Source organism: Streptomyces sp. SID12488 (assembly GCF_010548275.1).
In the GTDB taxonomy this organism is placed as follows: Bacteria; Actinomycetota; Actinomycetes; order Streptomycetales; family Streptomycetaceae; genus Streptomyces.
The window spans coordinates 398,066-424,787 of the sequence record NZ_JAAGLT010000001.1 but is presented as its reverse complement, the minus strand read 5'-3'; the positions used below and the strand labels follow the sequence as shown (position 1 = coordinate 424,787).

42 protein-coding genes are annotated in these 26,722 nt (G+C 69.9%); 2 read left to right on the top strand and 40 right to left on the bottom strand.

What is annotated here, in order from left to right; all coding sequences use genetic code 11:
• Nucleotides 1-722: 722 nt before the first annotated feature.
• Genes G3I56_RS01955 through G3I56_RS01945 form a run of 3 tightly spaced genes read right to left on the bottom strand, consistent with a single transcriptional unit; the run spans nt 723 to nt 1,476 of the window.
• Nucleotides 723-1,058, bottom strand: coding sequence for a hypothetical protein (locus tag G3I56_RS01955; RefSeq protein WP_164406761.1), 336 nt, complete (start codon nt 1,056-1,058; stop codon nt 723-725).
• Nucleotides 1,055-1,243 carry a hypothetical protein gene (locus tag G3I56_RS01950; RefSeq protein ID WP_164406760.1) on the bottom strand — a complete coding sequence of 63 codons (189 nt, stop codon included), beginning with the start codon at nt 1,241-1,243 and terminating at the stop codon, nt 1,055-1,057. Before G3I56_RS01950 ends, G3I56_RS01955 begins: the two co-directional genes overlap by 4 nt.
• The gene (locus G3I56_RS01945; RefSeq protein ID WP_164406759.1) at nt 1,240-1,476 is read right to left on the bottom strand and encodes a hypothetical protein; all 237 of its coding nucleotides are present in this window, start codon (nt 1,474-1,476) and stop codon (nt 1,240-1,242) included. The genes G3I56_RS01950 and G3I56_RS01945 overlap by 4 nt, the downstream gene beginning before the upstream one ends.
• Before the next feature lie 103 nt (nt 1,477-1,579).
• Between G3I56_RS01945 and G3I56_RS01940 the strand changes: the two genes are divergently transcribed.
• Nucleotides 1,580-2,338, top strand: a complete 759-nt coding sequence (locus G3I56_RS01940) for a GntR family transcriptional regulator (RefSeq protein ID WP_164406757.1) — start codon at nt 1,580-1,582, stop codon at nt 2,336-2,338.
• Between the two features lie 53 nt (nt 2,339-2,391).
• Here the strand turns inward: G3I56_RS01940 and G3I56_RS01935 are convergent, their stop codons facing one another.
• The 28 genes from G3I56_RS01935 to G3I56_RS01800 all read right to left on the bottom strand — a co-directional run bounded on the left by G3I56_RS01935 (nt 2,392) and on the right by G3I56_RS01800 (nt 20,654).
• Entirely contained in the window at nt 2,392-2,664 is a 273-nt protein-coding gene (locus G3I56_RS01935) for a hypothetical protein (protein WP_164406756.1), read from the bottom strand.
• On the bottom strand, nt 2,664-3,089 hold the full coding sequence (locus tag G3I56_RS01930) for a hypothetical protein (RefSeq protein WP_164406755.1): 426 nt from the start codon (nt 3,087-3,089) through the stop codon (nt 2,664-2,666). The genes G3I56_RS01935 and G3I56_RS01930 overlap by 1 nt, the downstream gene beginning before the upstream one ends.
• Entirely contained in the window at nt 3,089-3,271 is a 183-nt protein-coding gene (locus G3I56_RS01925) for a hypothetical protein (protein ID WP_164406754.1), read from the bottom strand. Before G3I56_RS01925 ends, G3I56_RS01930 begins: the two co-directional genes overlap by 1 nt.
• Before the next feature lie 9 nt (nt 3,272-3,280).
• Nucleotides 3,281-4,030: an N-acetylmuramoyl-L-alanine amidase gene (locus G3I56_RS01920; protein WP_239134634.1), complete on the bottom strand. Its 750-nt coding sequence runs from the start codon at nt 4,028-4,030 to the stop codon at nt 3,281-3,283.
• The gene (locus G3I56_RS01915) at nt 4,030-4,272 is read right to left on the bottom strand and encodes a hypothetical protein (RefSeq protein ID WP_164406753.1); all 243 of its coding nucleotides are present in this window, start codon (nt 4,270-4,272) and stop codon (nt 4,030-4,032) included. The genes G3I56_RS01920 and G3I56_RS01915 overlap by 1 nt, the downstream gene beginning before the upstream one ends.
• 68 nt (nt 4,273-4,340) lie before the next feature.
• On the bottom strand, nt 4,341-4,604 hold the full coding sequence (locus G3I56_RS01910) for a hypothetical protein (protein WP_164406751.1): 264 nt from the start codon (nt 4,602-4,604) through the stop codon (nt 4,341-4,343).
• A 10-nt stretch (nt 4,605-4,614) separates the two neighbouring features.
• Complete coding sequence (locus G3I56_RS01905) at nt 4,615-5,133, bottom strand: hypothetical protein (protein ID WP_164406750.1); 519 nt, start codon at nt 5,131-5,133, stop codon at nt 4,615-4,617.
• 12 nt (nt 5,134-5,145) lie between these two features.
• A complete protein-coding gene (locus G3I56_RS01900; RefSeq protein ID WP_164406749.1) occupies nt 5,146-7,914 on the bottom strand; it encodes a hypothetical protein in 2,769 nt (922 codons plus the stop codon).
• Between the two features lie 13 nt (nt 7,915-7,927).
• Nucleotides 7,928-10,015 (bottom strand): phage tail tape measure protein, encoded by a 2,088-nt coding sequence (locus G3I56_RS01895; RefSeq protein WP_164406748.1) that lies wholly within the window; start codon nt 10,013-10,015, stop codon nt 7,928-7,930.
• A gap of 26 nt (nt 10,016-10,041) precedes the next feature.
• Nucleotides 10,042-10,197, bottom strand: a complete 156-nt coding sequence (locus tag G3I56_RS01890) for a hypothetical protein (protein ID WP_164406747.1) — start codon at nt 10,195-10,197, stop codon at nt 10,042-10,044.
• Nucleotides 10,194-10,604, bottom strand: coding sequence for a hypothetical protein (locus G3I56_RS01885; RefSeq protein WP_164406746.1), 411 nt, complete (start codon nt 10,602-10,604; stop codon nt 10,194-10,196). Before G3I56_RS01885 ends, G3I56_RS01890 begins: the two co-directional genes overlap by 4 nt.
• Nucleotides 10,605-10,613: 9 nt before the next feature.
• On the bottom strand, nt 10,614-11,120 hold the full coding sequence (locus G3I56_RS01880; RefSeq protein WP_239134633.1) for a hypothetical protein: 507 nt from the start codon (nt 11,118-11,120) through the stop codon (nt 10,614-10,616).
• Complete coding sequence (locus G3I56_RS01875) at nt 11,120-11,521, bottom strand: phage tail tube protein (protein WP_203689084.1); 402 nt, start codon at nt 11,519-11,521, stop codon at nt 11,120-11,122. The genes G3I56_RS01880 and G3I56_RS01875 overlap by 1 nt, the downstream gene beginning before the upstream one ends.
• 78 nt (nt 11,522-11,599) lie before the next feature.
• Nucleotides 11,600-12,337, bottom strand: coding sequence for a hypothetical protein (locus G3I56_RS01870; RefSeq protein ID WP_164406744.1), 738 nt, complete (start codon nt 12,335-12,337; stop codon nt 11,600-11,602).
• A gap of 1 nt (nt 12,338) precedes the next feature.
• A complete protein-coding gene (locus tag G3I56_RS01865; RefSeq protein ID WP_164406743.1) occupies nt 12,339-12,569 on the bottom strand; it encodes a hypothetical protein in 231 nt (76 codons plus the stop codon).
• Complete coding sequence (locus G3I56_RS01860; RefSeq protein ID WP_164406742.1) at nt 12,569-13,018, bottom strand: hypothetical protein; 450 nt, start codon at nt 13,016-13,018, stop codon at nt 12,569-12,571. The genes G3I56_RS01865 and G3I56_RS01860 overlap by 1 nt, the downstream gene beginning before the upstream one ends.
• 10 nt (nt 13,019-13,028) lie before the next feature.
• On the bottom strand, nt 13,029-13,625 hold the full coding sequence (locus G3I56_RS01855) for a phage head-tail connector protein (protein ID WP_164406741.1): 597 nt from the start codon (nt 13,623-13,625) through the stop codon (nt 13,029-13,031).
• 1 nt (nt 13,626) lies between these two features.
• Nucleotides 13,627-13,866, bottom strand: a complete 240-nt coding sequence (locus G3I56_RS01850; protein ID WP_164406740.1) for a hypothetical protein — start codon at nt 13,864-13,866, stop codon at nt 13,627-13,629.
• Nucleotides 13,867-13,945: 79 nt separating this feature from the next.
• Complete coding sequence (locus G3I56_RS01845) at nt 13,946-15,337, bottom strand: hypothetical protein (RefSeq protein ID WP_164406739.1); 1,392 nt, start codon at nt 15,335-15,337, stop codon at nt 13,946-13,948.
• A 137-nt stretch (nt 15,338-15,474) separates the two neighbouring features.
• A complete protein-coding gene (locus G3I56_RS01840; RefSeq protein WP_164406737.1) occupies nt 15,475-15,765 on the bottom strand; it encodes a hypothetical protein in 291 nt (96 codons plus the stop codon).
• The gene (locus G3I56_RS01835; protein ID WP_164406736.1) at nt 15,762-16,433 is read right to left on the bottom strand and encodes an HK97 family phage prohead protease; all 672 of its coding nucleotides are present in this window, start codon (nt 16,431-16,433) and stop codon (nt 15,762-15,764) included. The genes G3I56_RS01840 and G3I56_RS01835 overlap by 4 nt, the downstream gene beginning before the upstream one ends.
• Nucleotides 16,430-17,644, bottom strand: coding sequence for a phage portal protein (locus G3I56_RS01830; RefSeq protein ID WP_164406735.1), 1,215 nt, complete (start codon nt 17,642-17,644; stop codon nt 16,430-16,432). Before G3I56_RS01830 ends, G3I56_RS01835 begins: the two co-directional genes overlap by 4 nt.
• A gap of 14 nt (nt 17,645-17,658) precedes the next feature.
• Entirely contained in the window at nt 17,659-19,221 is a 1,563-nt protein-coding gene (locus tag G3I56_RS01825) for a terminase (RefSeq protein WP_164406734.1), read from the bottom strand.
• Nucleotides 19,184-19,459 carry a hypothetical protein gene (locus tag G3I56_RS01820; RefSeq protein WP_164406732.1) on the bottom strand — a complete coding sequence of 92 codons (276 nt, stop codon included), beginning with the start codon at nt 19,457-19,459 and terminating at the stop codon, nt 19,184-19,186. Before G3I56_RS01820 ends, G3I56_RS01825 begins: the two co-directional genes overlap by 38 nt.
• 123 nt (nt 19,460-19,582) lie before the next feature.
• Nucleotides 19,583-19,864, bottom strand: a complete 282-nt coding sequence (locus tag G3I56_RS01815) for a hypothetical protein (RefSeq protein ID WP_164406731.1) — start codon at nt 19,862-19,864, stop codon at nt 19,583-19,585.
• 1 nt (nt 19,865) lies between these two features.
• Nucleotides 19,866-20,117 carry a hypothetical protein gene (locus G3I56_RS01810; RefSeq protein ID WP_164406730.1) on the bottom strand — a complete coding sequence of 84 codons (252 nt, stop codon included), beginning with the start codon at nt 20,115-20,117 and terminating at the stop codon, nt 19,866-19,868.
• 2 nt (nt 20,118-20,119) lie between these two features.
• Complete coding sequence (locus G3I56_RS01805) at nt 20,120-20,350, bottom strand: hypothetical protein (RefSeq protein ID WP_164406729.1); 231 nt, start codon at nt 20,348-20,350, stop codon at nt 20,120-20,122.
• A gap of 10 nt (nt 20,351-20,360) precedes the next feature.
• Nucleotides 20,361-20,654, bottom strand: coding sequence for an HNH endonuclease signature motif containing protein (locus tag G3I56_RS01800; protein ID WP_164406728.1), 294 nt, complete (start codon nt 20,652-20,654; stop codon nt 20,361-20,363).
• 64 nt (nt 20,655-20,718) lie between these two features.
• Between G3I56_RS01800 and G3I56_RS01795 the strand changes: the two genes are divergently transcribed.
• Nucleotides 20,719-21,267: a PH domain-containing protein gene (locus tag G3I56_RS01795; protein WP_164406727.1), complete on the top strand. Its 549-nt coding sequence runs from the start codon at nt 20,719-20,721 to the stop codon at nt 21,265-21,267.
• Between the two features lie 122 nt (nt 21,268-21,389).
• Here G3I56_RS01795 and G3I56_RS01790 read toward each other — a convergent pair whose 3' ends face one another.
• The 9 genes from G3I56_RS01790 to G3I56_RS01755 form a co-directional block, all read right to left on the bottom strand.
• Nucleotides 21,390-21,590: a hypothetical protein gene (locus G3I56_RS01790; protein WP_164406726.1), complete on the bottom strand. Its 201-nt coding sequence runs from the start codon at nt 21,588-21,590 to the stop codon at nt 21,390-21,392.
• Between the two features lie 169 nt (nt 21,591-21,759).
• Nucleotides 21,760-23,880 carry an FtsK/SpoIIIE domain-containing protein gene (locus G3I56_RS01785; protein ID WP_164406725.1) on the bottom strand — a complete coding sequence of 707 codons (2,121 nt, stop codon included), beginning with the start codon at nt 23,878-23,880 and terminating at the stop codon, nt 21,760-21,762.
• 85 nt (nt 23,881-23,965) lie between these two features.
• Nucleotides 23,966-24,139: a DUF6257 family protein gene (locus G3I56_RS01780; RefSeq protein WP_164406724.1), complete on the bottom strand. Its 174-nt coding sequence runs from the start codon at nt 24,137-24,139 to the stop codon at nt 23,966-23,968.
• Entirely contained in the window at nt 24,132-24,338 is a 207-nt protein-coding gene (locus G3I56_RS01775) for a hypothetical protein (RefSeq protein ID WP_164406723.1), read from the bottom strand. Before G3I56_RS01775 ends, G3I56_RS01780 begins: the two co-directional genes overlap by 8 nt.
• Before the next feature lie 96 nt (nt 24,339-24,434).
• Entirely contained in the window at nt 24,435-24,755 is a 321-nt protein-coding gene (locus G3I56_RS01770; RefSeq protein ID WP_164406722.1) for a hypothetical protein, read from the bottom strand.
• Nucleotides 24,752-24,928, bottom strand: a complete 177-nt coding sequence (locus G3I56_RS43110; protein ID WP_203688931.1) for a hypothetical protein — start codon at nt 24,926-24,928, stop codon at nt 24,752-24,754. Before G3I56_RS43110 ends, G3I56_RS01770 begins: the two co-directional genes overlap by 4 nt.
• The gene (locus G3I56_RS01765; RefSeq protein ID WP_164406721.1) at nt 24,925-26,040 is read right to left on the bottom strand and encodes a hypothetical protein; all 1,116 of its coding nucleotides are present in this window, start codon (nt 26,038-26,040) and stop codon (nt 24,925-24,927) included. Before G3I56_RS01765 ends, G3I56_RS43110 begins: the two co-directional genes overlap by 4 nt.
• A complete protein-coding gene (locus G3I56_RS01760) occupies nt 26,037-26,255 on the bottom strand; it encodes a hypothetical protein (RefSeq protein ID WP_164406719.1) in 219 nt (72 codons plus the stop codon). Before G3I56_RS01760 ends, G3I56_RS01765 begins: the two co-directional genes overlap by 4 nt.
• Nucleotides 26,252-26,524, bottom strand: a complete 273-nt coding sequence (locus tag G3I56_RS01755; protein WP_164406268.1) for a hypothetical protein — start codon at nt 26,522-26,524, stop codon at nt 26,252-26,254. Before G3I56_RS01755 ends, G3I56_RS01760 begins: the two co-directional genes overlap by 4 nt.
• Between the last annotated feature and the right edge of the window lie 198 nt (nt 26,525-26,722).

Sequence of the window (26,722 nt, the reverse complement as noted above, 5' to 3'; positions counted from 1 at the left end):
AAAAGGCCCTCCTGAAGGAGAGCTGAGACTTGCGCCCCCGGCAGGACTCGAACCTGCGGCCAAGCGCTTAGAAGGTGTACGGGCTTAAGCGCTGTGCTCACCAGGCTTTTCCCAGCTGCGCGTTCACCGAATTAACGCAAGGCGCTTGGTCAATCCTCGGGGGATTTTGGCGAGTACTCGGCGCTCCCGGGAAAGGCGCCGCCCCGAACCCCACAGTAGGGCCCGGGGCGGCAGGACGCACGGCTCCGCCATCTGAGCGGACGAGTACCTCGCGCGAGGATCCCAACCGTGCGCCCGCTGTGCGCAGCGCGAGGCTCACGCCGGGTGTGCATGCCCCATCACTGCAAGATCACTCAATGTAGGCCAACCCCTACTGACATTCGATCATGATCAGGCGAGCGTGAGCGGGTGCCGTCTGCCTCACCCCAGCCCGACTGGGTCCTCGCTGAGCGACTGGCCATGGGTGCGAGAATCAGGGCAGCACGCGAACATGCGAACCTCACGCAAGAGGCCGTCGCCAACGGGGCCAGCACCGACCGCCCATCCGTCGTCCGCATCGAGGCCGGCCAGCAGTCGCCCACCTCGGACACCTTGTTCCGGATTGCTCGCGTGATCGGCGTGTCTGTTGCGGAATTCTTCAGGTGACCCGCCGCCGATGCAGGGTCCAGGCGATCGGCGGCGGGCCCCGGCCACCCCGCTCGGGGGAGGGCGGGCGTGGCCGTTCAGTCCTCGCGTATCAGCCCGTCAAGGCGGCCGAGCGCGAGGCGGTGCAGGGCGAGACTGTCCGGGCAGTGCTCCCACTCGGTGCAGCGCGCGCAGGATGTCCGGTGGGTCCGGTGCGTGAGCGCGGCCTTGCGCTGGGCGCAGTCGACGCAGCCGCGCGGCAGCCAACGGTGCAGGGTCCGGTCGATGACCTTCAGGCGGGGGCCCAGGTTGAGGGTGGCTGCGTTGCCGCACCAGATGCAGCGCCCTCGGGCGGTGCGACCCTGGGGGCTGATGGGGTCGGCCGTTTTCGGGACGGGCAGCATCTCCAGCACGTTGACGAAGCCTGGGTTCACTGGTCCGCCACTGGCGCCAGGCCGTTCGTCTCGCGGCAGGGCGTGCAGGCGAACAGGTTAGATCCCGCGCCGACCCCGGAGCCCTGCTCGATCATCCGCACCAGTCGGGCGTCATCGCTGTATCCGTTGTGCCAACTGCACCAGGCGAACGAGCCGTGCTCCGGAGCGCTGTTGCTGGGCGTCATGAGTTCACCTCGTCCTGCACCACGGCCCAGATCTCGGGGGCGTCGGTGGTGTCGTTGCTGCCCCAGCGATCCGCCGTACGCAGTGCGGCAAGAGCAGCGCGCCACCTGCCGGTGTCGGTGTTGTCCGGGGCCGGCACCTGGATGCGGATGCCGTTGGGGATGGCCAGCGCGTGGACCGGTTCATCTAGGGCGTGTTCCAGTGCAGTGCGTAAAGCTGCTGCTCGCAGGCTCATAGGCATACCCGACCCCTACTCTTGCGTGAGAGGCTGACTCTTACGCAAGAGTAGACCGGGGCTCACTACTCTGTCACGTAAGTCACACGGAAGGAGGCGCACGGTGACGACCGAAACGCCCAAGTACTTGCAGGTCGCCGACGGAATCCGAGCCCGGATCGAAACAGGCGACCTCGTGCCGGGCAGTCGCCTCCCGTCCGTCTCCGAGATCGCGGCCGAGTGGGGAGGCAGCAGCAGCGTCGCCACGGCCGCGTACAAGCTCCTCGTCGAGGAGGGCCTCGTCGTGTCCCGCCACGGCGCCGGCCACTACGTCCGCAGCCAGGACAGCCCCGAGCTGCTCGTGCGTCAGCACCACCGCCGTAGCGAGGACTCGCCGTTCGCGGAGGGCGCCGCCAAGCAGGGTGCGGTGGGTACGTGGCGGCACGAGTCGACCACGGAGAAGGCGACCGTGGCCGTGGCCGCGCGCCTGGACGTCGAGGCCGGGGCGCCGGTGATGCACACCTCGTACGTGTACCTCGCCGACGAGGCACCGGTGCAGCTCGCCGAATCGTGGGAGCCACTGGCACTCACCGGCCAGTCGCTGATCGCGCTACCTGAGGTCGGCCCGTACGCGGGCGTCGGGGTGGCCGCCCGGATGCGCGTCATCAGCATCGAGGTGGGCGATCCCGTCGAGCGGGTGCGGGCCCGGCAGGCGACACGGCCCGAGGCGCAGGCACTCGGCATGACACCGCCTGGTCCTGTCCTCGTGATCGAGCGGACCTACTACGACCAGACCACCGGGCGGCCCGTCGAGACCGCCGACGTCGTGATGCGCGGCGACCGATGGGTCAGCATCTACGGACAGGCCCCGCAAGGCGTCTGACCCCGGACATGACGAAAGCGGCCCCGCTCTCCCGAAGGAGAGCGGGGCCGCGGTCACGGGCGCCAGGGTGTGAGGTCGAGTTCGGTCGGTGGTTCAGGTGCCGGGCCAGCTGGAGTATCAGGGCCGACGCGCCGAGCCCACAGATGGAGGTCGAGGTAGGCGCGGGTCAACAGCTTCCGCTGCGTCCGCTCCTCCTTCACTTCCTTGTCGAGCCGCTCCGTGATCGCCGTGAAATCCGAGCGCCGGTTCGTCGCCCTCGACTGCGTCCACGACAGCAGCCCCACCACCAGAGCGACCGCGCCGCCGACCATCGCCCCCACATCCATCAGCGCACCTTCCTCAGGTACGGCGGGGGCGGGTCGTCCATGCCGGACACCAGCACCACGCCGATCGTGAACGCCCCCCATCCGCACGCGGAGCCCACGGCCGGAGGGAACGTGGACGCTGCGGCGGCCGAGAAGACGCCCGCCCACAAGCCGGCGGGGACGGCGAGCGCCACGTAGCCGAGGCCTTGTACGCGCGGGCAGTTGACGACCAGCCCGGCCGTCGCCGCGGCCAGGCCGCAGACCACCCACATCCAGCCCAGTGCATCAAGCGGCACGTACTGGGTGAGGTCGGCGAGTCCGCGGGCGGTGCCGTAGCGCGGGTTGCCGACGATGCCCAGCCCGCCATATCCGGCCCACCCCAGGCCGACGACCACGAGGAAGGCGCGGCGGCGGGAGAACGCCGACCGCGCCGCCGCGCCCCACATCAGGCGTCCGTCTTCGGCCGGTTGGGCACGGCGTAGGTGATGCCCCACGCACCGAGGACCGCGAGCACGATCGTGACGCCCTCCCCGGTGGTGAGCACGCTGTCCTGCACGGCGGTGACAGCCGCCGCCGATCCTGCCGAGACTCCGGCGATGAGCGACTTGGCGATGCTGGAGATCTTCACGGGTGCCTCCTAGTTGGCGAGTCGCGCGGCCAGCTTGACCGCGACCTTCTCGGCGATGGATTCGGCGAGTGCGGGGTTCGTGGCGAGCGCCTGGACCTGAGCGTCGGTCAGCGTGGCGGGCCGGGCCCCGATCGCCTTGACGATGCGATCCACGTCGCTGTTCTCCAGCGCGCCACCACCCCCGAGCAGGTGGTTCACGGTCGCGATGGCGACCTTGTTGATGTCGTCGGCGGTCAGTGCCACGTCGTCCTCCTTGATGGGTCGCGGGGCGCCCTTCTGCACCCACGCGTACAGCGGGCCGCCGGGGCACGCGGTCGCGTAGCCGTCCCGGTGGCCCTCGATCTCGTCCCCGGCGCCGTCCTCGCGGAGCAGCTCGATGCCGTCGCGGATCGCGCCGAGCATGGGGCCGGTCGGCTCGGTCAGACCCTCGTCGCCGACGAGGCCGACGATCGCGTAGTGCGCCTTGTTCAGCGTCTGGTTGCCGTTGGCGCCGGTGCGGCGGCCGAGGCCACGGCCCTCGAGGAGGTAGCCGTGCGGACAGGCCCCGTAGTTGTAGGCGATGTCCGAGTAGTTCTCGGTCGTGTTGGCGAGGTGGCTGGCGCGGATGGCTTTCCACTCGGCGATGCACGCGGCATGGTCGGTGAGCAGCCGGGTGCTCACTGCGGTCCCCTCGTAGTGGACCTTCACGCCCTTCGTGGTGGCCTGCAGCGGAGCCGCTGAGGCTGGCCAGCCGAGCTGTGCGCGCGTGACGAGCCGCATCACTCACCATCCGCCGGGGTGAAGTCGAGGTAGTAGGCCTTGCCCGGCTCGAAGCTCACGGCCGGGTTGTCGACCTGGATCGTGAGGCTGCCCGACGGCGAGGCCTTGGCGTACCGCTGGTCCTCGGGAACGTCCGGGTCGTACACGGCCATGAACTCGAAAGAGCGCGCGACCTGGGAGTCTTCCGGCCCCCACCTCTTGTGGGTCTCGGTGTTGCAGCGGAACTTGGCGCGCACGGGCATGACTGCCTCCAGGCATGACGAAAGCCCCGGCCGGATGGCGCGGGGCGGCGGGTGGGGCGGGCGAGGGATCAGCTGGGCATGGGCGGAATCTCGACGAAGTGGGCTCTGTACGGCTCCGGTGGCAGGACCGTCGGGTAGCCGTCGCCGACGCCCGTGATGATGAGCCAGTCGTCCAGGTTCGCGGTGCGCTCGTATCCGTCCTGGTCGGTGTAGGTGAGGACTCTGCCGGTGTCGGACACAAACCCGATGCCCGTCGACCATGTCCCGGCGATGTGGGCGCCGTTGGTGCCGTCGTACTGGATGCTGTCCATGCGCGGCGTGACGAAGGGCATGCGGGTCTCCTCAGGCGGTGCGGGTCAGGGTGAGGCGGGATCCGGCGCGCACGTTGGTGGCGACCGCGTTCGAGGTCTCCTGCGCCCACTGGAGTTGCAGGGTGCCCGCCGTCCCGGCGGTGGCGAGGGTGCCGAAGACGAGGGCCACGGTTCCCGTGCTGTCGCCGCCGCCGAACGACGCGAACTCGACGATGGTGCGGGTCTGCATATTGACGCCGCCGACGTTGGTCGACGTGGTCACGCCCGTGTTGGCGCCGTGGACACCCCAGTTCATGGTGGCGCCGGCCGGGCCGGTCCATGCGACCTTGATGTCTCCGGCGACGGTCGCGTCGGAGTCGTGCAGCAGCAGCAGCGCCACCTCGTAGGTGGCGTTGGCCTCGACCGGCACGAACAGCTGGTCGTCGTTTTGCAGGGTGGCGCTGCTGGTGACGGACTCGTTGGCGGTCTTGGTCGCCGTGACCGGGCACATCGACTCCAGGAAGGCGGCGGTGACTTTCGTGCCGGCGTAGACCGGGGGGTACGTGGCCACGCGGGTGCCTCCCTAGAGGGCGATGATCATCGGTTGGGCGAGGGCCAGAGTCGTGCCCGACAGGTGCGACTTGACGATGCCGTTGACGGACCGTGCGCTGATGGTGAACGTCTGCGGATTCGACGTCCCGGAGATGGCGGACACGGTCATGACCTCGCCGCCCATGCGGATGTCGAAGGGGAAGTCGGCTGCCGCCGTTGTCCACCGGGGTCCGGCCGTCGTGTTCACGGACAGGGACAGCGCGCCGGAGGTGACGCCGGCGGCGAGTTCGCTGCCGCTGGTGTCGGCGTGCCCGAGCAGGTCGTCGCCGATGACGCCCACGACCCACGGCGATCCCGGGGTGCAGTTGAACTCCAGGTCCCAGTCGACGGGGTGGCCGATGGTCTCGGTGTAGCCCTGGGCAAGCAGGTCGATAGGTCCGGGCGGCAGCCAGGCGGGCGGGTTGGCGATCGTGATGCGGTCCCCGGAGTCGACGTCGGTGACGCTGTCGATCAGTGAGGGCGCGGCGGCCAGGTCGACGCGCAGGACCGGATAGCGGGCCTCATCGAGGGTCCCCAGGTGCAGACGCCAGTAGGCCTGCGGTTCGGCCTGGTCGTCGTCGTACAGGTTGAGGGTGACCGACTCGTCGTACACGCCGACACCGTTCGGCGGGGCCGCCGTGGACAGGGCGCCGGTGTCGAGGGTGACGCGCGCGGAGGCGCCGTCGGCGCGCTGCACGGTGATGTCGTTGCGCACCCCCTGGTCGTCGTCGACAGGTTCCAGCGGCGGTGCCACATGCCCGGCGCTCAGGTAGTTGAGGGCGAGGGAGACGGGCTGGTTGTAGAGGGAGTTGCGGTCGCGGTAGGCGAGACCGACGCTCTCACGCCGCTCGTAGAGGATCCCGCCGTCGGCGTCCCCAGCCTCCTCGAACAGGGTGAGCAGAGCGTCCGGGCGCTGTACGCCGACCTGCTCCTGTGCGGCCGGGTCGCCGTACAGGGTGAGGGGCACGGTCTCCTCGGTGGCCAGGCGGGTCATGCGGGCACCCGCGGTCTCTCCCGCCCACGCGCTGATCGCGTTGTCGAAAGCGGCGGTGTCATCGACGGACCACACCGAGATGTGGCCCAGCGCCATCCCGTCCAGGTCCGCGGCGTAGCCGTCGGGCGGGGAGGCGACTCCGGTGGGGCGGCCGACGGTGCCGGCGAAGGATGCGTTGAACGCCACGGCGCTGCCGTCGACGGTGACCCATCCGATATGCCAGTCGACGTTGGCGCCGTTCTGTACCGCGTTGAACTCCATCTTGATCCACTGGCCGTAGGTGGCCGTGGTGGTGACGAGCCCTTGGGTGAAGACGGTGTTGCCGTCGTTGTCCCGTCCGAGGACCGTGGCTGCGGACGCATTGCTCTGCTGGAAGTACCACTCGGCGACGGTGCCGGTGGACAGGATCCGCATGAACGTGCGCTGGATGGGGTTGCCGCCATCGAGCCGGTACATCCACTGCACGGACCACTCGGTGAGCGTGGAGGCGGGCGCGGGAACACGGCCCGCCATCCTCGGCAAGGAGGTGCCGGCCGAAGCGAGGACGGGCAGCGGGTTGGACGAGGGCAGCGTGTCGGCACCGGCCCAGGTGACGTTCGTGAGGGTGAGCGGGGCGACGCCGACGATGGGGCTGTAGGCGTGGCTGGCGGACGCGCCTTCCTCCATGGGCCAGTAGGCGAGCGGAGTGTAGGAGGGGATGCGTCGGCGCAGCGTGGAGTCGAGGGCTTTGGTGCCCTGGCCGAGGCGGCGCAGGATCCCGGCGGCCTCGACCGGTACGCGTACGTCCTTGCCGGAGACGTCCCAGCGCGAGGGCCACGACGAGATCTCTCCGATGAACCGGGTACGGCGGTTGGTGATCGCCGCCGGGGCGTTTACCGTCCAGGTCAGGCCCGCGCTGTCCACGAAGCTGCCCGCGCCGACGGCCGGGACGCTGAAGTCCGGGCTGGCCACGATGGAGCCGCCGATACCCGAGCGGACCTCCGCCTTGTGGAAGCGGCCGTTGGGCTGGGTGAAGCCGACGTCCGTGGCGCGGCCGACCCGCAGCGCGGTCGCCGAGTTGAAGATGGACGTCGTCCCGGCCTGCACGACCGCACTGCCGAACTGGGTCCACGGCCCGGACGTCCCCGAGGGGGCGGTGTAGAAGGTGATGGTGCGCCCGCCGGAGCCGTTGTCGACGTCCAGCGTCACCCGCAGCGCGAGGCGGCCGGACGCCGTGTTGGGGAAGGGAAGGGTCGACGACGCCGACAGAGTGGCGGTGCCGTCCGCCGACCACTCGAAGTACAGGGCCCTGTTCCGGGTGCCGAGGAACCAGCTCTTCGAGCCCCCCGCGAACCCCAGCTTTCCCACGAGCTGGGTCGTGGACCCGCTCCCGGCCGCATAGTCGGTCCAGTTGGACAGCGTGGCGTCGACCCTTACGTCGAGGTCCCCGGTGATGTCGAGGGCCGCCGTGTCCGGGGTGGACGCGACGGCGCTGGACGAGCCGGGCAGTTCGAGGAAGGAGGTGCCTGCCTTGACCGAGACACGGATGAGGGTGTTGCGGCCGATGAGCAGGTAGTACGGCGACAGCGGGTTGCGGGGGCTGTACTTGCCGAGCCGGTTGTTGAAGACGAGCGTGCACTTGCCCGGGTCGACCCGCACCCCCTCGTCGGCCCGGCCCCGGCTGATGACGATCTTGTTGGCGACGTACACGTCCGACGTGACGTCGACCCACGCGCCGCTGATCCACAGCTCGACCAGCACGCTCAGCGGGGTCTGGGGAAACACCACAGCCGTACCCCTTTCAGCTGGTGAGGATCTGGATGCTGCCGCGCCCGTCGACCCGGACCGTCTTGCGCAGCAGCTTCTTGAACTCGCCCTCGGCGAATTCGAGTCGGACCACGACCGCCCCGCCGCCCGCCTGCGCACCCATCAGCGGTGCCATGCCGGTGGTCAGGGGCCGGGAGGGCGTGGCGAGTTCGGGGTCGACGAGGCCTCGCATGGTCTTGTCGAGGACGCCGCGGTTGTCCTCGGCGCCCATGGCGATACCGGGCGGCAGCCAGCGGCCGACGACCTCGGCCAACACCTTCGACGGAGAGCCGATACCGAGGGCCTTGGCGATCGGGCCGGGGATCATGTCCTTGGCCCAGCCGATCAGCGTGCTCCGCAGCCAGGAGCCCATCGACTTGATGCCGTTCCACAGGCCGGTCACGATGCTCTGGCCCTTGCCGTAGAGCAGGCTGCCCAGGGATCCGACCGCCCTGCCGATCCGTCCCGGCAGTCCGGACATCCAGCCGACCAGGGACAAGGCCCGGCTGACGGCGGCGTCCTTGAGGGACTGGAAGGCGCGGGAGGCCGTGTTGCGCAGACTCCCGGCCAGGCTGGACAGGGCCTTGAGGAGGCGGCCGGGCAGGCCGATCTGCCACTGGACCAGTGCCAGCATCTTGTTGATGGCCCAGTCCTTGGCTGATCCGAACCAGCCAGAGAACTTCCCGGGCAGCGTGCCGAACCACTTGAAGCGGTCCGACAGCCAGGAGACGGTCGCGCCGAACGCGGTGGTGATGGCACCCCAGACGGTGGACCAGATGTCCTGGAACCAGGTGGTCTTCGTCGCGATGATGACGATCACGGCGACCAGGGCGACGATGGCGAGGATGATCCAGGTGATCGGCGAGGCGAACAGGGCGGTGTTGAACAGCCACTGGGCGCCCGTCGCGATCGTGGTCGCCGCGGCCCACGCGGTCTGGGCGGCGGTCCACACCATCATCCCGCCCTTGATCAGCAGGACGGCGCCCGCGATCCCGCCAAGGGTGTAGGCGAGCGGCTCGAACGCGGCGGAGTTGTCAGTGGCGAACTGGACGAACGTGCCGCCGACTTCGGCCAGCTTGACGATGGCCTGCCGCTTGAAGGTCTCCAGGGCTGCGGACGGGCTGTCGCTGACGGTCTTGGCCATCTTGTCCGCGGCGCCGCCGACCTTGCCGAGGGCAGTGACAGCCGAGGAGGGGTCCAGCTTGTACAACGCGGACCCAAGGTCTTCGGCCTGGGTACCGAACAGGGCGGACGCGGCAGCCGCCTGTTCGACCGGGTCCTTGATGCCGCGGAGCCGGTCGAGGGTCTCGTCCAGGGCCTGCGTGGCACCTTTGCCGCCCTTGCCGATGCGGTCGGCCATGGTCTGGGCGTCCAGGCCGATCGCCGTGAAACCCTGCGCGGTCGTCTTCGAGCCGTCGATGGCCCGGATGCTGAACTCCTTGACCGCGTCCGCGACCAGGTCCGCATCCCGCGCGCCGCCCTTGAGGCCCTGCGACAGCAGGCCCATGGCGGTCTGGCCGTCCAGGCCGAACTTCTTCCACTGCACGCCGTACTCGTTCACGGTGTCCAACAGGTCGTCGGCCTTGTTGGCGCCCGTCTGGAAGCCCCGGGTGAGGATGTCGAACGCCTCGTCGGCGTTCTTCGCCAGGCCCGTCTTGAGCATCTGGCCGACCGCGGCCGTGGTCGGGCCGACCTCCTGGTCGAACGTCTGCGCCAGGGCGAGGGCCTTGCTGGTGACGCCCTCCAGGCCGCCCTTGGCCTTGGAGACGTCCCCGATGTTCTGGTAGACACCCTTGATGGCCTCGTTGACCTGCTCGGTGGAGTCGCCCCAGTTGTTGGCGTAGACGTCCGCCGAGACCTTGGACAGCTTCGCGGCCTCGGCCGGGCCGACGCCGAGCTGCGCGGCGAGCTTCGCGTTGGCCGCCGACATGTCGAGCGCTGCGGCCACACCGACCCCGAGGCCGGCCGCCACTCCGGTGGCGATGCCCGTAGCCGCGGCATCGAACTTCTCCCGGACCTTGCCCAGCGTCTCCGTGGCCTGGTCGCGGGCAACCAGGTTGAACACGAGCGAGGTGTCACTCATGACTCACCCCCTGATGACAGGGGGCGTCACCGCCCCGACGTGAGCTTCTCGTTGGCTTTCTGCTGCGCCTCGGCGTAGGCGTCCAGCCAGCCCAGGTAGGTGTCCGTCTCCTCGACGGTGAAGGTGTCCCAGTCCCTGCCTTTGATCCCGAGCAGGTGCGCGGCGTCGCCGAGTCGCCTCATCCGGCGATCGGCAGACTCGCTTTTCCCTGCTCGTCAGGGTCCTCGAACGCCTCGTCGATCTCCTCGTCGAGCTTGGCGAGGACCGCGTCCAGCTGCGCGGCGGGCACGGAGTCGACGACGCTCTTGCGCATCTCGCGCAGCTCACCCTTGGAGTGCTCCAGCGTGAGTTCGTCCCATGCGAAGTCGACGTCCTCGTACTTCACGCCCGGGTGCACGCGCTTGAGGTACATGAACAGCAGCGCGCGCCGGCACAGGCTGTTGCCCTTCATGACGTCCTGGGTGAACTCGGTGAAGTTCTTCCCGGTGCGCCGCTCCAGCATCTCCCGCTCGGCGGACATCAGCTTCTTGGGGTTGTAGCGCCAGCGCTGCGGTTCCTCGCTGCCCTCAGGCTTGTAGACCAGGTACACGGCTTGCTCCTATCCGGCCCGGTCCGCGATGCGGCGGGCCATGTCTTCCATGGCCTGGTTGACGGCCTGCTTGTAGAGGGCTTCGCGGCCGGTGAAGGAACGGTCGAACCACTCGATCTTTCCGCGCTGCTGCACCCACTGATCGCGGTTGCCCCACACGGGGTGGCGCCATCCGGACGCCCTGTTCGTCCTCTTGGGCGCGTTGGGGAAGCCCCGGATGTTCTTCGTCTTGAACGCTTTGACCCTGGCGCCGGACCAGCGTCCGCCGAGCTTCACCTCGGGGCGGATCTTCCGGGCGATCGACGAGCGCAGCGCGGGCATCGCGCCCTGCGTCGAGACCATCGCCATGATGGAGTCCTTGGCCTGCTGGGCGCCCGGGCGCAGGGCGTCGCGCATGTTCTTCGCGAGGTCCTTGCGCAGGGCCTTGCCGTCCTCCTCAGCGCGGATCGCCCGCACCAGGGCGGCCAGGCCGTCGTGCGTCTCGATGCCGAGGGAGAACGGCGGCCCGCCGGCCATCAGACGGTCGCCCTCGTCACGGCCCCCGAGGTGGGGAACCCGAGACTGACGGTGGCCTCGTCACCGACCGACCCGGTGATCGGGTTCCACGCCTTGATCAGGATGCTGCCGGTGTACTTCGGGTTGGAGGTGCCGACCGCGGCCTGGTCGGCGCGCACCTCGAACGGGACGACCAGGCCCAGCAGCGGCCACATGATGGCGTCGAGTTCCGCGGCGGTGAAGGACTGCAGGAACTCGCAGCCCAGCTCCGCGGACTTGAGGCCACCGAGGACTTCCTTCCAGCCCAGCGAGGCGTAGTTGGTGACGTCCTTCTCCTCGACCTCGACGGACAATTCCGCCTTTTTGGTGTAGGTGTTCAGGACGTTCGCGTTGATGGACAGGTACTCGGCGAGCAGAACCATCTTGGGCACGGCTGGCCCCCTTTCCGGGCATGGCGAGGAACCCGTACCGAGGCCGGCCGGGCAGAGGTGGGGTGCGGGCTATCCGATGCCGAGGGTGGCGGCGAACAGGAACGACGGAGTGGTGCCGGAGATCGTCCAGGCGATGCGCCACCAGGTGTCCGTGATGGCTGTGCCCGCGGTGCGCTGGATCTGGCCGCCAACGACGGTCGCCGCGGTGAACGTCAGCCGGGTCGTCGGGCTGGCGAAGGTGTTGTCGACGGACGACTCCACGCGCGCGGTGATCGACGGGGTGGTGCCCGCCACCGACAGCACGTGCAGCGCCGCGTACATGCGCTTGTTCAGGGCGACCGCACCCAGGTTGAGGCCGGTGCCCGTGCCGGTCGCGGTGCGGGCGGTGCCGGGCGGGTGGGCGAACTGGCCGCGTACCAGCGGCCAGCTGCTCTTCGCGGTGCCGGTCCAGGGGGCGACCTCACCGACCGCGTCCCCGAGTTTGTAGTCGGCGCGCAGGGCGCTGGTGAAGTACGCCAGGCTGCCCACGGACGCGTCGTTGTTCGCGCTGACCGACCACGGGCCGACCCCGCCGAGCTGCGACCAGGACGCGTCGTCGACCTTGGACGGGTCCCCGGCCTCCCACTGTCCCTCGGCGGAGATCTCAGCCGAGCCCAGGCCACCGAGGTTCTCCTTCCAGCCTGCCGAGCCGTAGTTCGTGGTGTCCTTCGCCTCGACCTCGGCGGACAGCTCGACCTTGTTCGAGACGGTGGTCAGGTCGGCGGCCACGGCGAAGCACCGCACGTTGGTCAGGATGGTCTTGGGCACGTCACTCCTCCTCGGCGGCGGCGGCGATCTTGCGGCGGGTACGGGGGCGAGGCTCCTTGCCCGGCGGCCCGCCGTCCCCGGCGGCCTCGTCGACGACTTCCTCAGCGACGCCGGAGGCCACCAGGTGCGCGCCCTGCGCGGTCTGCACGTCGGCCTCTTCACCCTCGGCGGGCCACGGTGCACCGTTGAGCTGGGCGCCCTCGGGCATCGCCTGCGTCATGCGGATCTTCATCAGGTGTTCCCGTCTCCGATGACCTTGACGGCCAGCTCGGCGCCGACATAGCTGGATCCCTGGTGCTCGTACCAGCGGTAGCCCTGCACCCGTTCCAGGTGCAGGTCGTCGGCCGCACCGCCGAGGGCGAGTTCGCCCGGGGCGCCCCGGGCCGCTTCGAGGGCCTGTTTGAGCGAGGCGACGCCCGCCCCGGACAGCAGAGCGTCCAGGACCCGCTGAGACGACCGGTCATCCGCGCGGCCTGCCAGCACGCGGCAGGTGAACATCAGCTCGTCTGTACCGCGGCCCATGGTCTTGTCGAAGTTGATGTCGACCTCGGCGACGAAGAAACAGGGGACGACGACCGAGTCGGGTACGTAGCCGGTCGACGTCAGCTTCCCGATACCGGCAGGCAGGACGACCACACGGGCGGCGTCCGCGAGGGCGTCGCGGACAGCGGAAATCTGCACGGTGCCCCCCTTATCCGAAGCCCGGCAGGATGTACGGCTCGATGAGCGCCCACACGTCGGGGTCCCGGCGGCTGAGGTTGCGCACGCCCCACTCGGCCGAGCCGATGATGCCCTCGGGTGAGTCCTTGCGCTTGTACAGGCGGGAGGCCTGGATCATCGCGGCCTCGGCGATGTCGTCCGGAACAGCCGGCCAGCCGAACCGGGCGGTCACCCGCAGCCGGGTGGTCGAGATGCCCCACGTCGCCAACGGCCGCAGCAGGCCGGTGATCGGCTTGCCGTCGGCCAGGGCATTGTCGGGGGACGTCTCGTATCCGGTGACCGCTGTCCACGACGCTCCCGATCCGGTCTCCACGACCAGGCCGGCCGCGCTGCCGATGTCGTCGATGAGGAACAGGTCGCCGTCGTCCTCGCGCACGATGCTGCCGCGCGGGTTGAACGTGCGCTGCACGGCCACCGGGTCGAGCCAGAAGCGGCGGCCACAGGTCTTGTCGATGCTCCGGGACGCGGAGCGGCGGGCCCGGTCCAGCAGCGCGTCGCGGGTGTCGTCGGAGGCGACGATGCCGAGCTGGACCTTCAGGTCTTCCAGGGTGACGTACTCGTTGGCCACGTCACGCCTTGTCGGTGGCGCGCGACTGGCGCCCCTTCGGCGGGGTGGTCCGCGACTCTGCCCGCTCGCCGCCGTCCTCGCCGACGGCGATCCGCTCGCCGTCCGGCGCGTAGCCGCGCAGTTCCAGCTGCTCGTCGACCGCGGCGACGCGGTCCTCCTTGCCCTTGCGTCCGACGTAGCCCGCACGTTCGCGCAGCAGGGCGGCGACCATCGGGTCCTCGGTCTGGGGGATGTCGCTCATGGCAGTACTCCTGAGGTGAGTGAGCGTGCCCGCCGGGCCCGCCCTGGATGAGATGAGGGCGGGCCCGGCGGAGTCGGGATCAGACGCCGGTGAACGTCGGAGCGATCAGGCCCGTGCCCGCGATCTTCCGGGCCTGGGCGTAGCGGACGTGGGTGTACGCGAAGTAGCCGTACACGACCATCAGCACACCGAGGCTGGCGGCCTTGGTCTGCTCCGCCCGGATGTACATCGGAGCGCTCGGGTCTTCCCACAGGTGGCACTCGTTGCGGTCCACGAGGTAGATCTCGTCCTCGGTGCCCGCCCCCAGGGTCGTGCCGATGTTGTTGTCGACGATGACCGGAGTGCCGTTGGGCAGCGTGCCGCGCACGCCGCTGCCATAGGTGGCACCCAGGTTGGTGCCGGACATCTGCGCGGCGATGCCGGGCTGGCTGATGAGCGGCCAGGTCGAGCCCATGGCGTTCTGCATCCAGTACCAGCGGCGGGAGTGCATGACCGCGATGTTCTCGCCGGACGCCATGTCCAGCAGCGCGGCCTCGACGCCCGAGAGACCTTCGAGGAGCTTCGGGTACAGCTCGGCCGTGGTCGGGGTGGCGTCGGTGTAGGCGACGCTGGTGGCTACGTTGGTCAGGCCGTTGGTGGCCTGATTGAGAAGCGTGTTGTCCAGCGTGGTCGCGTACCGGCGGAACAGGTCGTCGAGGACAACCGGCTCCACGCCGGCGCCCCGCTCGATGGCCTGCCGGGACAGCGTCTGCTGGCCCGCGTTGGTCTGCACGTTGAAGGTCAGCAGCGTGTCGTCGATGTCCGTCTCGGACACCGCGGCGTTCTCCGTCTGGGTGGCGGTGCTGGTCGCCGTGGTGATGCGCGACAGGTTGACCGTCATGCCCTGCGAGGGCATGTCGTGGTGCCGGATGGCGTCCGCGAACGGCCGCTTGGCCGCCGCCGCCGGCGCGTAAAGCTCGGTCAGGTACTGCGGTACCACCAGGCCCGCGAACGCGCCCGTACCGGCCGCACGCTCCTCGATCTGGGAACCGCGCTCGACACGCTCTTCGGCCATGTGCCGGGCCAGCCGGTCACGGGCCTCGTAGTCGTCGCCGAGAGCGGCGGCCACGACGTCACGCTCGAACTGTCGGCCCCGCCGGTCCTGGTCGGGCCGGTAGGTGCGCTCCTCGGCGCCGACCCGGTGCACCCGGTCGTAGGCCGGTGCCCGGTTGGCGGCCGGGACGGTGCGCGCCTGCAGAGCGGTCACCTCGTCCTCGCGGACCTGCTCGGCCTCCAGCCCATCGAGCGCGGCCTGGCGGCGGGTGACCTCGGCGTCGGCCGCGTCGCGGGTGGCGACCCGCGCGGTGACCGCGTCCTCGGTCAGGTTGTCGTCGGAGCGCAGCGCCATCAGCGCGTCCTGCTCCTGCTGTCGTGCGGTGATCGCCGTGTCCAGGGCGGTGCGCGCCTGGGCGATCAGCTCGGCGAGGGTCATCCTCGTCGTCCTTTCGTCGTCGTGATTCAGGCGCCCCGTGTCCAGACAGACGGCCACCCGAGGCATCGCGCCGGGTGGTCTCGTGCGCGCAGAGCGCAGGGCAGTAACTCCCGCCAGGCGGCGGGAAGATCAGGGGGTCAGGCCGGCGGCAGCTCGTAGAGGTGCCAGACCATGCCGTCGGGGGTGCGCGGCGTGGTGCCTCGGTGGCGGGCGCCGTCGGGGATCGGGTGGCCGGTGCCCACGACGAGGAATGTCCGGGCGGTGCCGGGTTCCTCGAGGGAGCCTTCCGCCCAGAAGTCGACGACGTGCGGTGCGTTCTCGGCGACGCCGATCCGGTCGGCGGCGACGTGGACGGGGTCACTGTGGATGTTGCGGGTCTGCGGCTGGCCGGTGACGTAGATGCGGTGGCGCAGCATGCGGCGCGTCATCGGGCGAGCGCGATCTCGAGCAGCGCCCTGGCCCGGCTGGAGGTCGGCGCGACCGGCTGCCGCAGTGCTGCGCCGGTGTGGGGGTTGGCGCCGTAGCCGACGATAGCGACGTCGCCGCGGTGGATGTCGTACCGGTTGATCCGGTACTCGGTGTAGTCCGGGGACCACTGGCCCGACTCGATGCGGAACGCGAACGACATCTCGTCGACCAGGCCCGCGCGCAGCTTCGGCGCGATGTACGCGACGTCGTAGTCGGCGGGGTCTAGGGCGGGCGCGTGGACGGACAGGCCGGTGCCGTCCTCGGCGAGCAGCAGCGTGCCGGTGGTCGTGCGGGCCATGCGGCGCAGCTGGTCGTGGCCCAGGACGAGCGGTACGTCGAGGTCCGCGCGGGCCAGCGATTCGGAGCCTGCGCCCTCGGTGACGATCTCGGTGTACGGGCCGAAGTAGTCCCACATCTCGTAGGCCTGCTCGTACACCGTGGCGTGTCCGAGGAACTCCAGGGTGCCGCCGTCCCCGTCGGCCTCGCGCAGCTGCACGCCGGACAGTCGGGCGCGCATCACGGCGCGGGATCCGCTCTGCTCGGCGCTGCGCCGCTGCGAGGGACGGTCGGCGCGCTGGCGTACCTGCTGGGCTCGGGCCGCGGCGGCGGCGAGCGCGGGTGTGGTCATGACGGTGCTCCCGGTACGGCGGTCGTGGGCTGGGCGGGGACGGAACGCGAGCCGAACAGCCGGTCGAACTCGGCGAGCTGGTCCTCGGTGAAGGGCGGCAGGTTCTCCAGCGCCCGGGCCTCGGACGGGGTGAGCGTCCGGTTGGTGATGCGCGCGCCGATCGTGCGGGCGCGGGCCTCGGGGTCCATGCGCAGCAGCGCGTCGGTGTTCAGCTTCACGAACCGCGGGCCGGACACGAGCTTGCGGCTGAACGCGTCCTCGCGACGGCCCACCGCAGGACCCAGATTCATGATCAGGAACTGGAGGTTGCGCTGCGTCATGTTGGCGTAGGTGACGCTGCTGCCCGACACGGCCACGTCGATCAGGTCACCGGGGACGCCGAAGAAACGCGCGATTTCCTGCGCCCCGTACTGGCGGGCCTCGAGGAACGAGGACTGCGAGGCGACAGCCTGGATCGGCTTGTACTCCCAGTCCATGCCGTGGACGAACAGGCCGGAGCTGTCGACGGCGGCACGGAAGTTCTCCCGCGCGACCCGGGCATCATCCTTGCCCACCACCTTCGCCGTGTTCTTCAGCTCGGCCAGCGGCACCGCCCCGCCGGCGAACCAGTCACGGGCGAACTGCTGCGCCGACAGCGTCTCCTCGATCGTCCACGCCGCATACGCCACGGGAGACAGGCCGAGCGGGCAGCCGGCCACGGTGTACTGCTTCTCGTGCCAGACCTCCCACGGCTCGTACTCCTTGCCGTTGATGACGAACTTGGTGATCGTCGAACCGTTGCCCCGGACGGTGACCGCGCCGAGCTCCACCAGGTCGATGCGCCCGGGCAGGCCGCGCCCGTCCGGGCCGATGACCCCGGTCCGCTCGGTGATGATTCCGAAGCAGTTTCCGCCCCGGTCCAGGTCGAACTCCGTGGAGTACACCCACTCCTTGATGCCGACCTCCAGGCCGCCCGGGGCGACCAGGACGGGAGGCTTCGGCACCTCTACCTGGATCCCGTTGACGTACCGGTACACGTCGATCGGGAACGACGACATGAGGTCCGCACGCAGGCGCAGGCACGCCCACACCGCCGAGTTCCGCAGCGCCGTCTCGTTGGTGACGTGCACCCGGTTGGTGCGCCCCTCGCGGGAACGCGCGAGGAGATCCTCGGCGGACGTGATCTGCGCGTCGCGGGTGAACGCGCCCTTCAGCCTGGACCAGGCGCCCATGCCCCTACCTCCCCTCACGCGAACGAGTCCGCGATGTCGTAGTCCTCGATCACGTGCGGGCCCCGGATCAACAGCGCCCACCGGGCGAACGTCGCCGCACAGAACGGGCTGATCTCGGTCAGGGAACTGGTGCGGTCCAGCGTCCAGGCGTCGCCGTTGCGGCGTGTCCTGGCCCCGTTGACGGCGGCCGTGAACGGCACCTGGTCGAGGTGGCGCACAGTGCCCTGGTTCATCGCGTCGGCGATCTGCCCGCACGCCTCGATGACGTCGCCGCTCCGCATCACGGCCAGCTCGCCGCGCTGCGGATGCTCCTTGTCCTTGGGCACGTCGATGCCCGCGGCCACCAGGTCGTCGATGAGGGAACTGGCCGGCGCCCCGGACGCGGCGACCGCTACAGCCACCGGCTTCCACAGGCGGTGCAGCTTCACCATGGCGGGCACCACCCAGTCCGTACCGGGCCGATACGCCACCACCTCCAGGTGCACCTTGCCGTCCGGGCGCAGCGAAGCCGCGCTGATCGCCGCACGCTTGCGGTCCTGCGACACGTCGATCGCGAGAGCGACACTGGACGCCACCGGCTTGCTCGCCGCGTCGACCAGGCCCGGCCACTTGCCCTTGGGGACGTTCGGGTCGACGGGCGGCGTCGGCTTCCTCGTCCGGTTCAGGTACGCCCGGTCGAACTCGGCCGGATCCATCTTCTCCAGCTCGGCACGGATCACGTCCTCGGTGACCGTGAAGCCGAGCGCGGGCAGCGTTGCGTACCAGGTCGCCGGGTCGTCGCGCGGCATGTCCTCCGGGGCGAACCACTCGAAGTACGCCACCCTCGGGCCGACCGCGGCGGCGTCCTCGGCGAGCGCCTTGAACAGTGCCTCGATCAGCTCGCGCCCCACCTTGCGCTTCTTGTTCAGCCACACCGACTTGGTCGTCCCGCCGGCGGACGCCCACCACAGTTGCGCCATCTTCCGGGTCAGCATGGCGGGGCTGAACGCCTGTTCCAGGCGGTCGTCCTCGTGGGCGAAGGACTCGTCGATGAACCCCATGTCCAGCGGCGGACCATGGCCGGCCTTCTCCGTGTTCGCGGTGATGCCCATCTTCGAGCGCGTCGCGGGCCACAGGATCGCCTCGTTCCCGTTGCTCTTCCGGATGCGCGCCCGCTTGCGGAGATCCGAGCCGGAGATCTTCTCCCAAAACTCGTCCTCCCAGCGCTGCCGGGCCATGCCCCGGGTCTGCGCCGCGTACACGATGTTCTGCCGCTGCCACGCCATCGCCCGGTGCACCTGCGCGCCCAGGCACAGCTCCGTCTTGCCCTGCTGCCTCGACACACTGATGCCGACCTCGCGGTGCGCGAACAGTCCGGTCTCGGGGTCGATCTCCAGGGCGACGTCGGACACGTACTTCTGCCACGGCATCGGCGGGGCGCCGAGCTTGGCCATGACCTTCCACAGCTTCGGCCCCAGCGACTTGCGCTCCGGGTTGCGGGGCGTGCCCCAGCGCGGCGGACACGTCAGGCCGTACCGGTCGTACAGGTCCTCGGCGAACTCAGTCGGGGCTTGCCAGGTCTCCGAGGTCGTCGTCATCGTCCGTGGCCCGCCCCTCCAGCAGCTGGGCGAGCGTCTGCCGCAACTCGCGGTTCAACTGGGGCAGCGTCCGCACGTCGTCCTGCGCCGGCACCTGCTCGCCGCACGTCTCGCACTCGGCGGTCCCGTCGATCTCACGGGCCAGCCGGTACGCCATCTCCGACAGCGACGGCTCGACACCGACCAGGTCGCCGAGCTGCTCGACGTCGGACCGGACGGCCTGCTCGACGGGCCCCATGACGCCCCCCTTCCAAGATCATCCCTGGCTCATCGGCTCGGGGGGAGAAAAATAAAAGCTGGGCGCGGGGTTGCGATATGTCCGATTTCTAAAAATCCCAGGGAGATCTCCAGCCGGATCAGATCAACTCGAAGCTGTGACCTGCACGTTTGCAGGAGGATCTATCTTGAGCGGCGTGGTGCGCTCCTCCTGTGCCACGTCGCCGGTGGTCTCGTCGACGTACTTGCGGCCCTGCTCGTTACGCAGGTGAGCGGCGTACCTGATGCGTCGGCCGCAGCCGTCGGTGTCCGGCTCGATGGCGATGGGCCCGTCGATCGGCACGACGGTTACGTCGATGTCGTTGGCTCGCAGCCAGTCGGCCACGGCGTCCATCGGGCCGAAGGGTGTTGCGATCGGCCTGGCCACGTCAGCTGCTCCCGAAGTTGTGTAGCCAGCCCAGCAGCGGGCGGACGGGGTTGCCGTCCTGGTCGATGACGCGCAGCTGCGGGTGCTGCTCCCCAGCGACGCAATGGAACGCGTCGCAGAAGGTCTCCCAGTCCGGCGTCGGCGTCGGGGTGGCGGCTGCCTCGACGCCAGTGAAGGTGACGCTGGTGACGTGGTCCGTGATGTCGTGCCCGTCAATCTCTATGTACGTGATCGGTCCGGGGATCAGTCCCATGGTCAGCCTCCCCTTGTGTTGCCGATGATCCCCGAGTCGGCGTACTCCTCGACGAGGCTGCCGCGCGTCGGTGACAGGCCGAGCCGAGAGATGGTGCGCCAGATGGCGGTGTGCTCGTCCTTGTCGCCGCCGAGGTCGAGCGCGCACCGTGCCGCCTCGCGCCACTCGTCCAGCTCGGCCTCGGTGAGCGAGATGGTGTGGGTGGTGATCTGCGCGGTGGTGAGCTCCGGCATGGTGTCCTCTCTACGGTCCGGCGAACCAGTCGACGGAGGTGTGCAGCTGGACGACGTCGGCGAGGGGCCGGTCGCTCTTCTCGCTGTTGCACTTGCGGAGGCAGGTGGGGCAGCCGGTGACGCCGTGGATGGGGGCGAGGTTGTCGGGGTCGAGCTTGGCGCCGCCCTTGCTGCGGGGGTGGATGTGGTCGACGGCGTTGGATGCTCCGTGGCCGCAGACGATGCAGACGTCGAAGGCGGCGAGGATGCGGGCGCGTACCTGTCGGTACTCGTAGGAGGTGAGTTCGGCGGAATCGGTGGCCACAGCGACCCCTCTGCCGTTCAGGTCTCTCGGTACGATCCGTCCACCTATCAGGAGGGGGAACGCCATGGTGGAGTTCAACGTGCGGCCGGACATTGACGCGGCAGCCGCGAAGCTGAAGAACACGTTCGGGTCGAAGCGGGAGATCGAGCGTCTGCCCGAGGTGCTGTGGGAAGGCGAGACGGTCGAGATGCTTGCCACTGGGGTGTACGGCAAGGGCAACGGTCTGGTGGCGATGACCGACAAGCGGCTGATCTTCCTGAAGCACGGGATTCTGTCGCAGCAGGTGGAGGACTTCCCGTACGCGCGGATCAGCTCGGTGCAGTGGTCGGGCGGGATGCTCATGGGGACGCTGCAGGTGTTCGCGTCGGGCAACAAGGCCGAGATCAAGCAGATGCCCAAGGACGTGGGGAAGGATCTGGCGGACGCGTTGCGTGCGCGGCTCGCTGGCGTTGTCCCTGGTACGCCTCCGGCTGGTCCGGCTGGCGTTGCTGCGCCGGCGGGCGGGCAGGACGTCGCGAGTCGTCTGGCGACGTTGGACGGGCTGCGGGCGCAGGGCTTGGTGACTGAGCAGGAGTACGCGGAGCGGCGGGCGAAGATCCTGGACAGCCTGTAGGTGTGCTGGCATGACGAAGCCCCTCGGGTCAGGTCGCCGAGGGGCTTCGTCATGCGTCTGTGGGGTGCCCGTCTGCGGACACACGGGTTCCCGGAGATCGTTACACGCTTTCTGACCTGCGGTCAAGCAGCCTTGCGGGCCGCACGGTTGGCGGCGAGTGCGGCGACGGCTTCGGCCGCGTACCAGGGCTGCCGTGCAGTGCCGCCGGCACGGGCGAGTTGGCCTCGGTGGACGAGTAGGCGGACGCCTCCAAGGGTGATGCCGAGGACGCGGGCGGTCTGGTGTGCGGTGAGGTGGCCGGGCCGGATGTTCTGCGACTCCATGCCCCCATGATGCGGCAGGGAGGGAGGCGGCGAGGGGGAGCTGAAGGTGCCTGTTTCCCGTTTCCCGCGTGTCCCGGGTGGTGCCTCCCTGGCCTCCCTGACTGGCCATTTACGCAGGTCATGTACAGGGAGGCGCGGCAGGGAGGCTCCGGGGAGAACTCCCTGAGATCTAGGCGGGTCCCTCCTCGTCGTCGAAGTCGTCGACGTCCTCGGCAAACCGCTCCAAGAGGGCGTCCTGGACCCGCTCGCGGGCGACGACCATCACGCCGTTGGACTTGTACTGCTCGGCCCCGTACGGCTCCAGGGCCCGCTTCAGGTCGGTGGGTCCCCAGCTGCCGTACGCCTCCGGGTTGCGGGCGGCGAGGCGGTGCAGCACCTCCTGCGCGAGGACGCGGGCGTCGTCGGCGAGGATCGCGGCGACGTCGGCGAGCGGGTCGGGCGGCTCGAATGTCGGCTCGTCGGCGGCCGGGCCGCCCTCGTACAGGCCCATCGCCCTCTCGACCACGGGCGTCACCTCGTCGACACCCTTGTCGGGGTCCCGGGCCACGTAGTGGGCGCGCACCACCTCGAACGGCTTGTTGCTGAACCCCACGGTCACGGCGGTGCCGACGTCCTCGCCGGGAATGAGGGTGGTCGCGGTGACGCCGGCCTTGTGGCGGCCGGAGCCGAGCAGGCCGTCGTTTGCCACGTGGTCGCCGACCGCGAACGCGACCCGGTGCGAGGTGTTGCGGGTGACGTCACGCGGCAGACTGTCGGCGGTCGGGGAGACCGTGACCCAGATAAGGGTGATGGCTGTCTTGCGGGCCTTCTTCATCACCTTGATGGCCAGCTCAGCGGCCTCTTTGCCGTACTCCTTGTGCATGAAGAGTTCGTGGCACTCGTCGAACACGACGACTTTGGGCCGCATCCGGGGGTCCTTCAGCGCCAGCTCGCGCGTCACCTTCGTGGCGCCCTCGCCGAGTTCCTCCAGCAGCTTGCCGCGGGTGGTCACCTCGTCGCGCAGGCTGCGCAGGGCCTTGAGCGCGGCGTAGACGTCCTCGTCGTCGTCGCCCTTGACCAGCGTCTGGAGCCGGGGCTTGAGCGGGTCGTAGTCCGTGTTGTACGCCATGACGTACGCCTCGACGATGACGATCGGGTCGAGGATCGCGCCGAGCAGCAGGGCGATGACCAGCGACGACTTACCCGAGCCCATGATGCCGCCGACCATGTAGTTCGCGGCCATGAGCTTGCCGATGATGGCGTCGCCGCGCTGGGAGACGGCGACCGGTACGCCCTTGAAGTAGTCGGTGGTGCCCTCGGTGAGCAGCGGCCATGGCGGGACCGGCCCGGACAGTGAGCCCTGGTCGGCTACCCACAGGTCGAGGGTGCCGGGCTGCTTCGGGGGCTCGGTGGGCCACACTTCGACGGGCTTGCGGAGCAGGTTGTGGGCGAGGACGTTCTTCTTCGCGTTGACCATCTCGACGGTGACGCCGATGGGGAGCTGCAGCTGTGTGTGCCAGCCGTTCCCGGAGCGGGTGGTGGGCTGCTCCCACCTCGGCTGCCAGCCGTCCTTGATGGCCTTGTTGAGCGGGGCGATGCCGAGGCCGCCGAGCGCGCGCAGGATGGCGCCCTCGTCGGGCACGACGTCCCGTTCGTCGCCGCCAACGGGCAGCGCCCATGAGGGTGCCGTCTGCCGGTGCCGGCCGACGGCCCACACGCCCATGAGGGCGAGCCAGGGCAGGGAGTACAGCAGCGGTTCCCACAGGACGCCCGCGATGAACGCGACCCATCCGACCAGTTCGATGACCGTGTTCAGGGGGGTGAGGACGTCGTGGACGTCGTGGTTGTACCAGGCCAGCATGAGGCCGAGCATGAGCAGCACGCTGCCGGTGCTGAGGACTGCGGAGGCGATGGCCTTGGGGGCGTTGAGGATCATCTGCAAGAGGTCCATGCGCCGCTTGTGGCGGGCGAACCGGTAGGCGTAGGCGCGCTGTTCCCACTGCCGGATGAGTTCCTCGTTCCCGGCGGCCTCGGCCTGGCGCATCATGCGTGCGTGCATGGCGGTCGTGCGGGCCTCCCACGCGCGCCGGGTGAGGACGCGGGTACCTCCGCTGATGTACGCGCTATGGCGGACGAGGATCCGGTAGGTGTCATGCTCGCGGGCCTCGACGACGACGCGGCGCAGGCTCTCGATACGGACGCGGCGGGACGGCCGGGACGCGGCGGGACGGTTGGAGGACGGCTCGGGGGCTGGGGCGTCCTGGCCGTCCTCGGCGGCGGACGAGGGCGCCTTGATGAGGTCGACTGTCATGCTGGGGGCTTCCTGCCTCTTGCTGGGGTACGGAGGCCCGGGGACGGCGGCTGCTTGGCGGTAGGACGCCGTCCCCGGGGTGCAGCTACTTGTTGCGGTTGGCGCGTTCCTCGCGCCGGCGGGCGCGCTCCTTGATCCGCTCGATACCGCGGTCGATGTCGGGCTGGTCCTGGATGTTGGCGATGGCGCGGCGGGCGCCCCGGAGTTCGAGGCGGGCGATGCCGAGCTTGTCGGCGAAGGTGAGCTTCGGCTCAGACATGCGTGGCCTCCGTGGTGGCCATGGCGGCGGCGATGGCGGCGTGGGTACGGGCGATGTCGGCCCACAGGGCGCCAGCCGCAGCGAGCGGGATGGCCTTCTCCCTCTCGGTGCCCTGGGCGTACCGCTCGGCGTCCCCCGCCAGCCGTTCGGCGCGGGTTAGCGCGTCGTCCGCCAGTGCAATGTGCTTGGTGCGGTCCATCAGGTCCTCCTCGGGACAGGCCGGGCTGTCCGGCCCCACCGCGCCCCCGCAACCGCGGCCGTGACGACCGAGGTTGGCGGAGGACGGAAGGGCAGGTCAGCGGCCCTTGTTGAAGTCGCGCCACATCGAGCGCAGGACGAGGGCGACGATCGCGATGGACAGGCCGCCGAGGGCGAGTGCGATGGACGCGAACGCGAGGCCGATGGAGGCGACGCAGACGGCGCCGCCGATCGCCAGCCACTCGCTCGCGCTGCGTCCGTCGCGCTTGTGGTCGTGCTGGCACTGCTGCTGAGGCTGCGCCTGCTGGATGGTGGCGAGCTTGGCGAGTTCCATCGCGGCGAACGCCAGTTGCACGGCGGCCGTGTCGGTCTCGGCGGCGCGTACCGCCTGCTCAGCCTTGTCGAGGGCGTCGCTCACGCGGTCCACCCCCGGATGCGGCGGGTGATGCGGGGCCAGAGCAGGACGCCGGCGGCGAACGCGAGGACGGCGGGCTGAGCGACGATGGCGGCGACCGCAGTGAGGACGAGGGCGAGCAGCGCCGGGTAGGCGACGAGCAGGCCGAGGACGGCTCCGAACAGGACGCGCATCATGCGTATCCACCCTGCATCTCATCGGCCTCGGACTGGCCCTGCGGCTTCTTCGCGGCTCGGGAGAGGGCTGCTCGGATGTACGGCTCGTCGACCAGGAGGCGTCGGTTGCGCGCCAGGTGTTCGGCGATCTGCTTGGCCTTGGCATCCGGTCCGAGGATGGATGCGGCCTCCTCGACTGCGCCCTGAAGATTCACGGGCGGCAGGGCTTTGACCTGGGGCGCATCAGCCGCATCAGGTCGATGCACCTGGTACTCCGGGGGCCGGGTGCCGAGCACGAGGGCGACCGCGACCGGGTCGACGGGCACGCCGTAGGTGCCGAGGAGATGCGCCAGTTCGGCGGGGGGCGCATCAGGCCGCGCATCAGCGGCGAGAAGGATCGCGTCCGCCGGGTCCATGGTGGCGAACCGCTTGCGCAGTACCTCGGTGGCGGATGCCGGCCGAGGACGAGCGGGAGGCTGGACGGCTGCCCGGGCGGCGGCGCCGTACATGGCGCCGAGGGCGGTATCGGCGCCGCCGGTGATGCGCTCGCGCTGCACACCGACCAGGGAGGCGCCGAGGACCTGGTCGCCGCGGCCGACGCGCTTGGCGAGATCCCACGCTGTCCGCTGCGCGGCCTCGCGCACCTTTACGTCGGGGTGTCGTTCGGCGGCGGCCTGGTGGTAGGCGAGCTGCTGTACGTCGTCGGCCTGGCGACGCTGCTCGTCGGCGTCGACACCGGTGGTGTAGGTGACGATGCGGCGGGCGATCAGGCCGAGGCCTTCGGCGGCGCCGGACATGCCGAGCGGCGTGATCCCGTACACGGCGGCCTCGGCCAGGGTGGAGGCGAGGGAGAGACCGGTGAGGCAGGCGGCGAGCGGGGCGCCCCACAGCCCTCCGCGCACCCAGGCCGGGGAGGGCTGGCCCAGCATGGTCAGCCCGAGCATGGTGAGGGCGAAGATGAGGGTGAGGCCTTCGCCAGCGGCGACGACACCGATGGCGGTCGCCTCGCGGTGGAAGACGGCGAGCACGTTGGAGAAGGTGCCGACGGCGCCGGCCGCGCCGACCGCGACCATGACGATCGCGGCGGCGCCGAGCACGAAACGCTGACCGTTGGTGAGGCGGCGGGTGGTCATCGGCCCTCACCGCGCTCGGCGTCGAGGGCGGCGAGGAGTCCACGGACTCGGCAGTCGAGGGCGACAGCGGCTTTCAGCATGTCTTCGCTGCTGTGGATGTTCAGGGGCGCCGTCTCGTCCAGGATTCGCCGGGTGACGGCGATCTCGGCCTCAAGGGACTCGAAGCCCGTGGTGGTGTAGCCGGGCTCGCGCAGCGGGTCGTAGGGGGTGCTCATCGTGCGGCCACCGCCTCGGAGGCGCGGGCGAGGAGGAAGGCATCGTCGCGGTGGTCCTGGGTGCGGCGGTCGGCGCTGCTGGTGTAGTCCTCGCGGCACAGGCGGTGGAGCTCGGCGACGCGGGCGGTCGTGATGGTGCCGGTGACGCCGGCCTCGGTGGCGCGGACGCTGATGGTGCGTCCGGCGATGCGGCGGACGAAGCCGGCCGCGACGAGGCGGCGGGTGGGGGAACTTGCGGGCGCGACGGGGCGCGCGGGAAGATCTTGCACAGCCGTTCTCCTGTGTCTGCAGGTAGGTCGGTCAGGCCCTGCCTTGGTGGTGACACACCTCGGTAGGGCCGCTTAGTTTGTAATGGCCAGGGTGGCTAGCCACCACTCTATGCACACCCGTGGACGGGTGGCAATACACCATGCGAGGATTCAGGCATGCCCTCCGTTCACAAGAACCCTGCGAAGACATTCCGACCC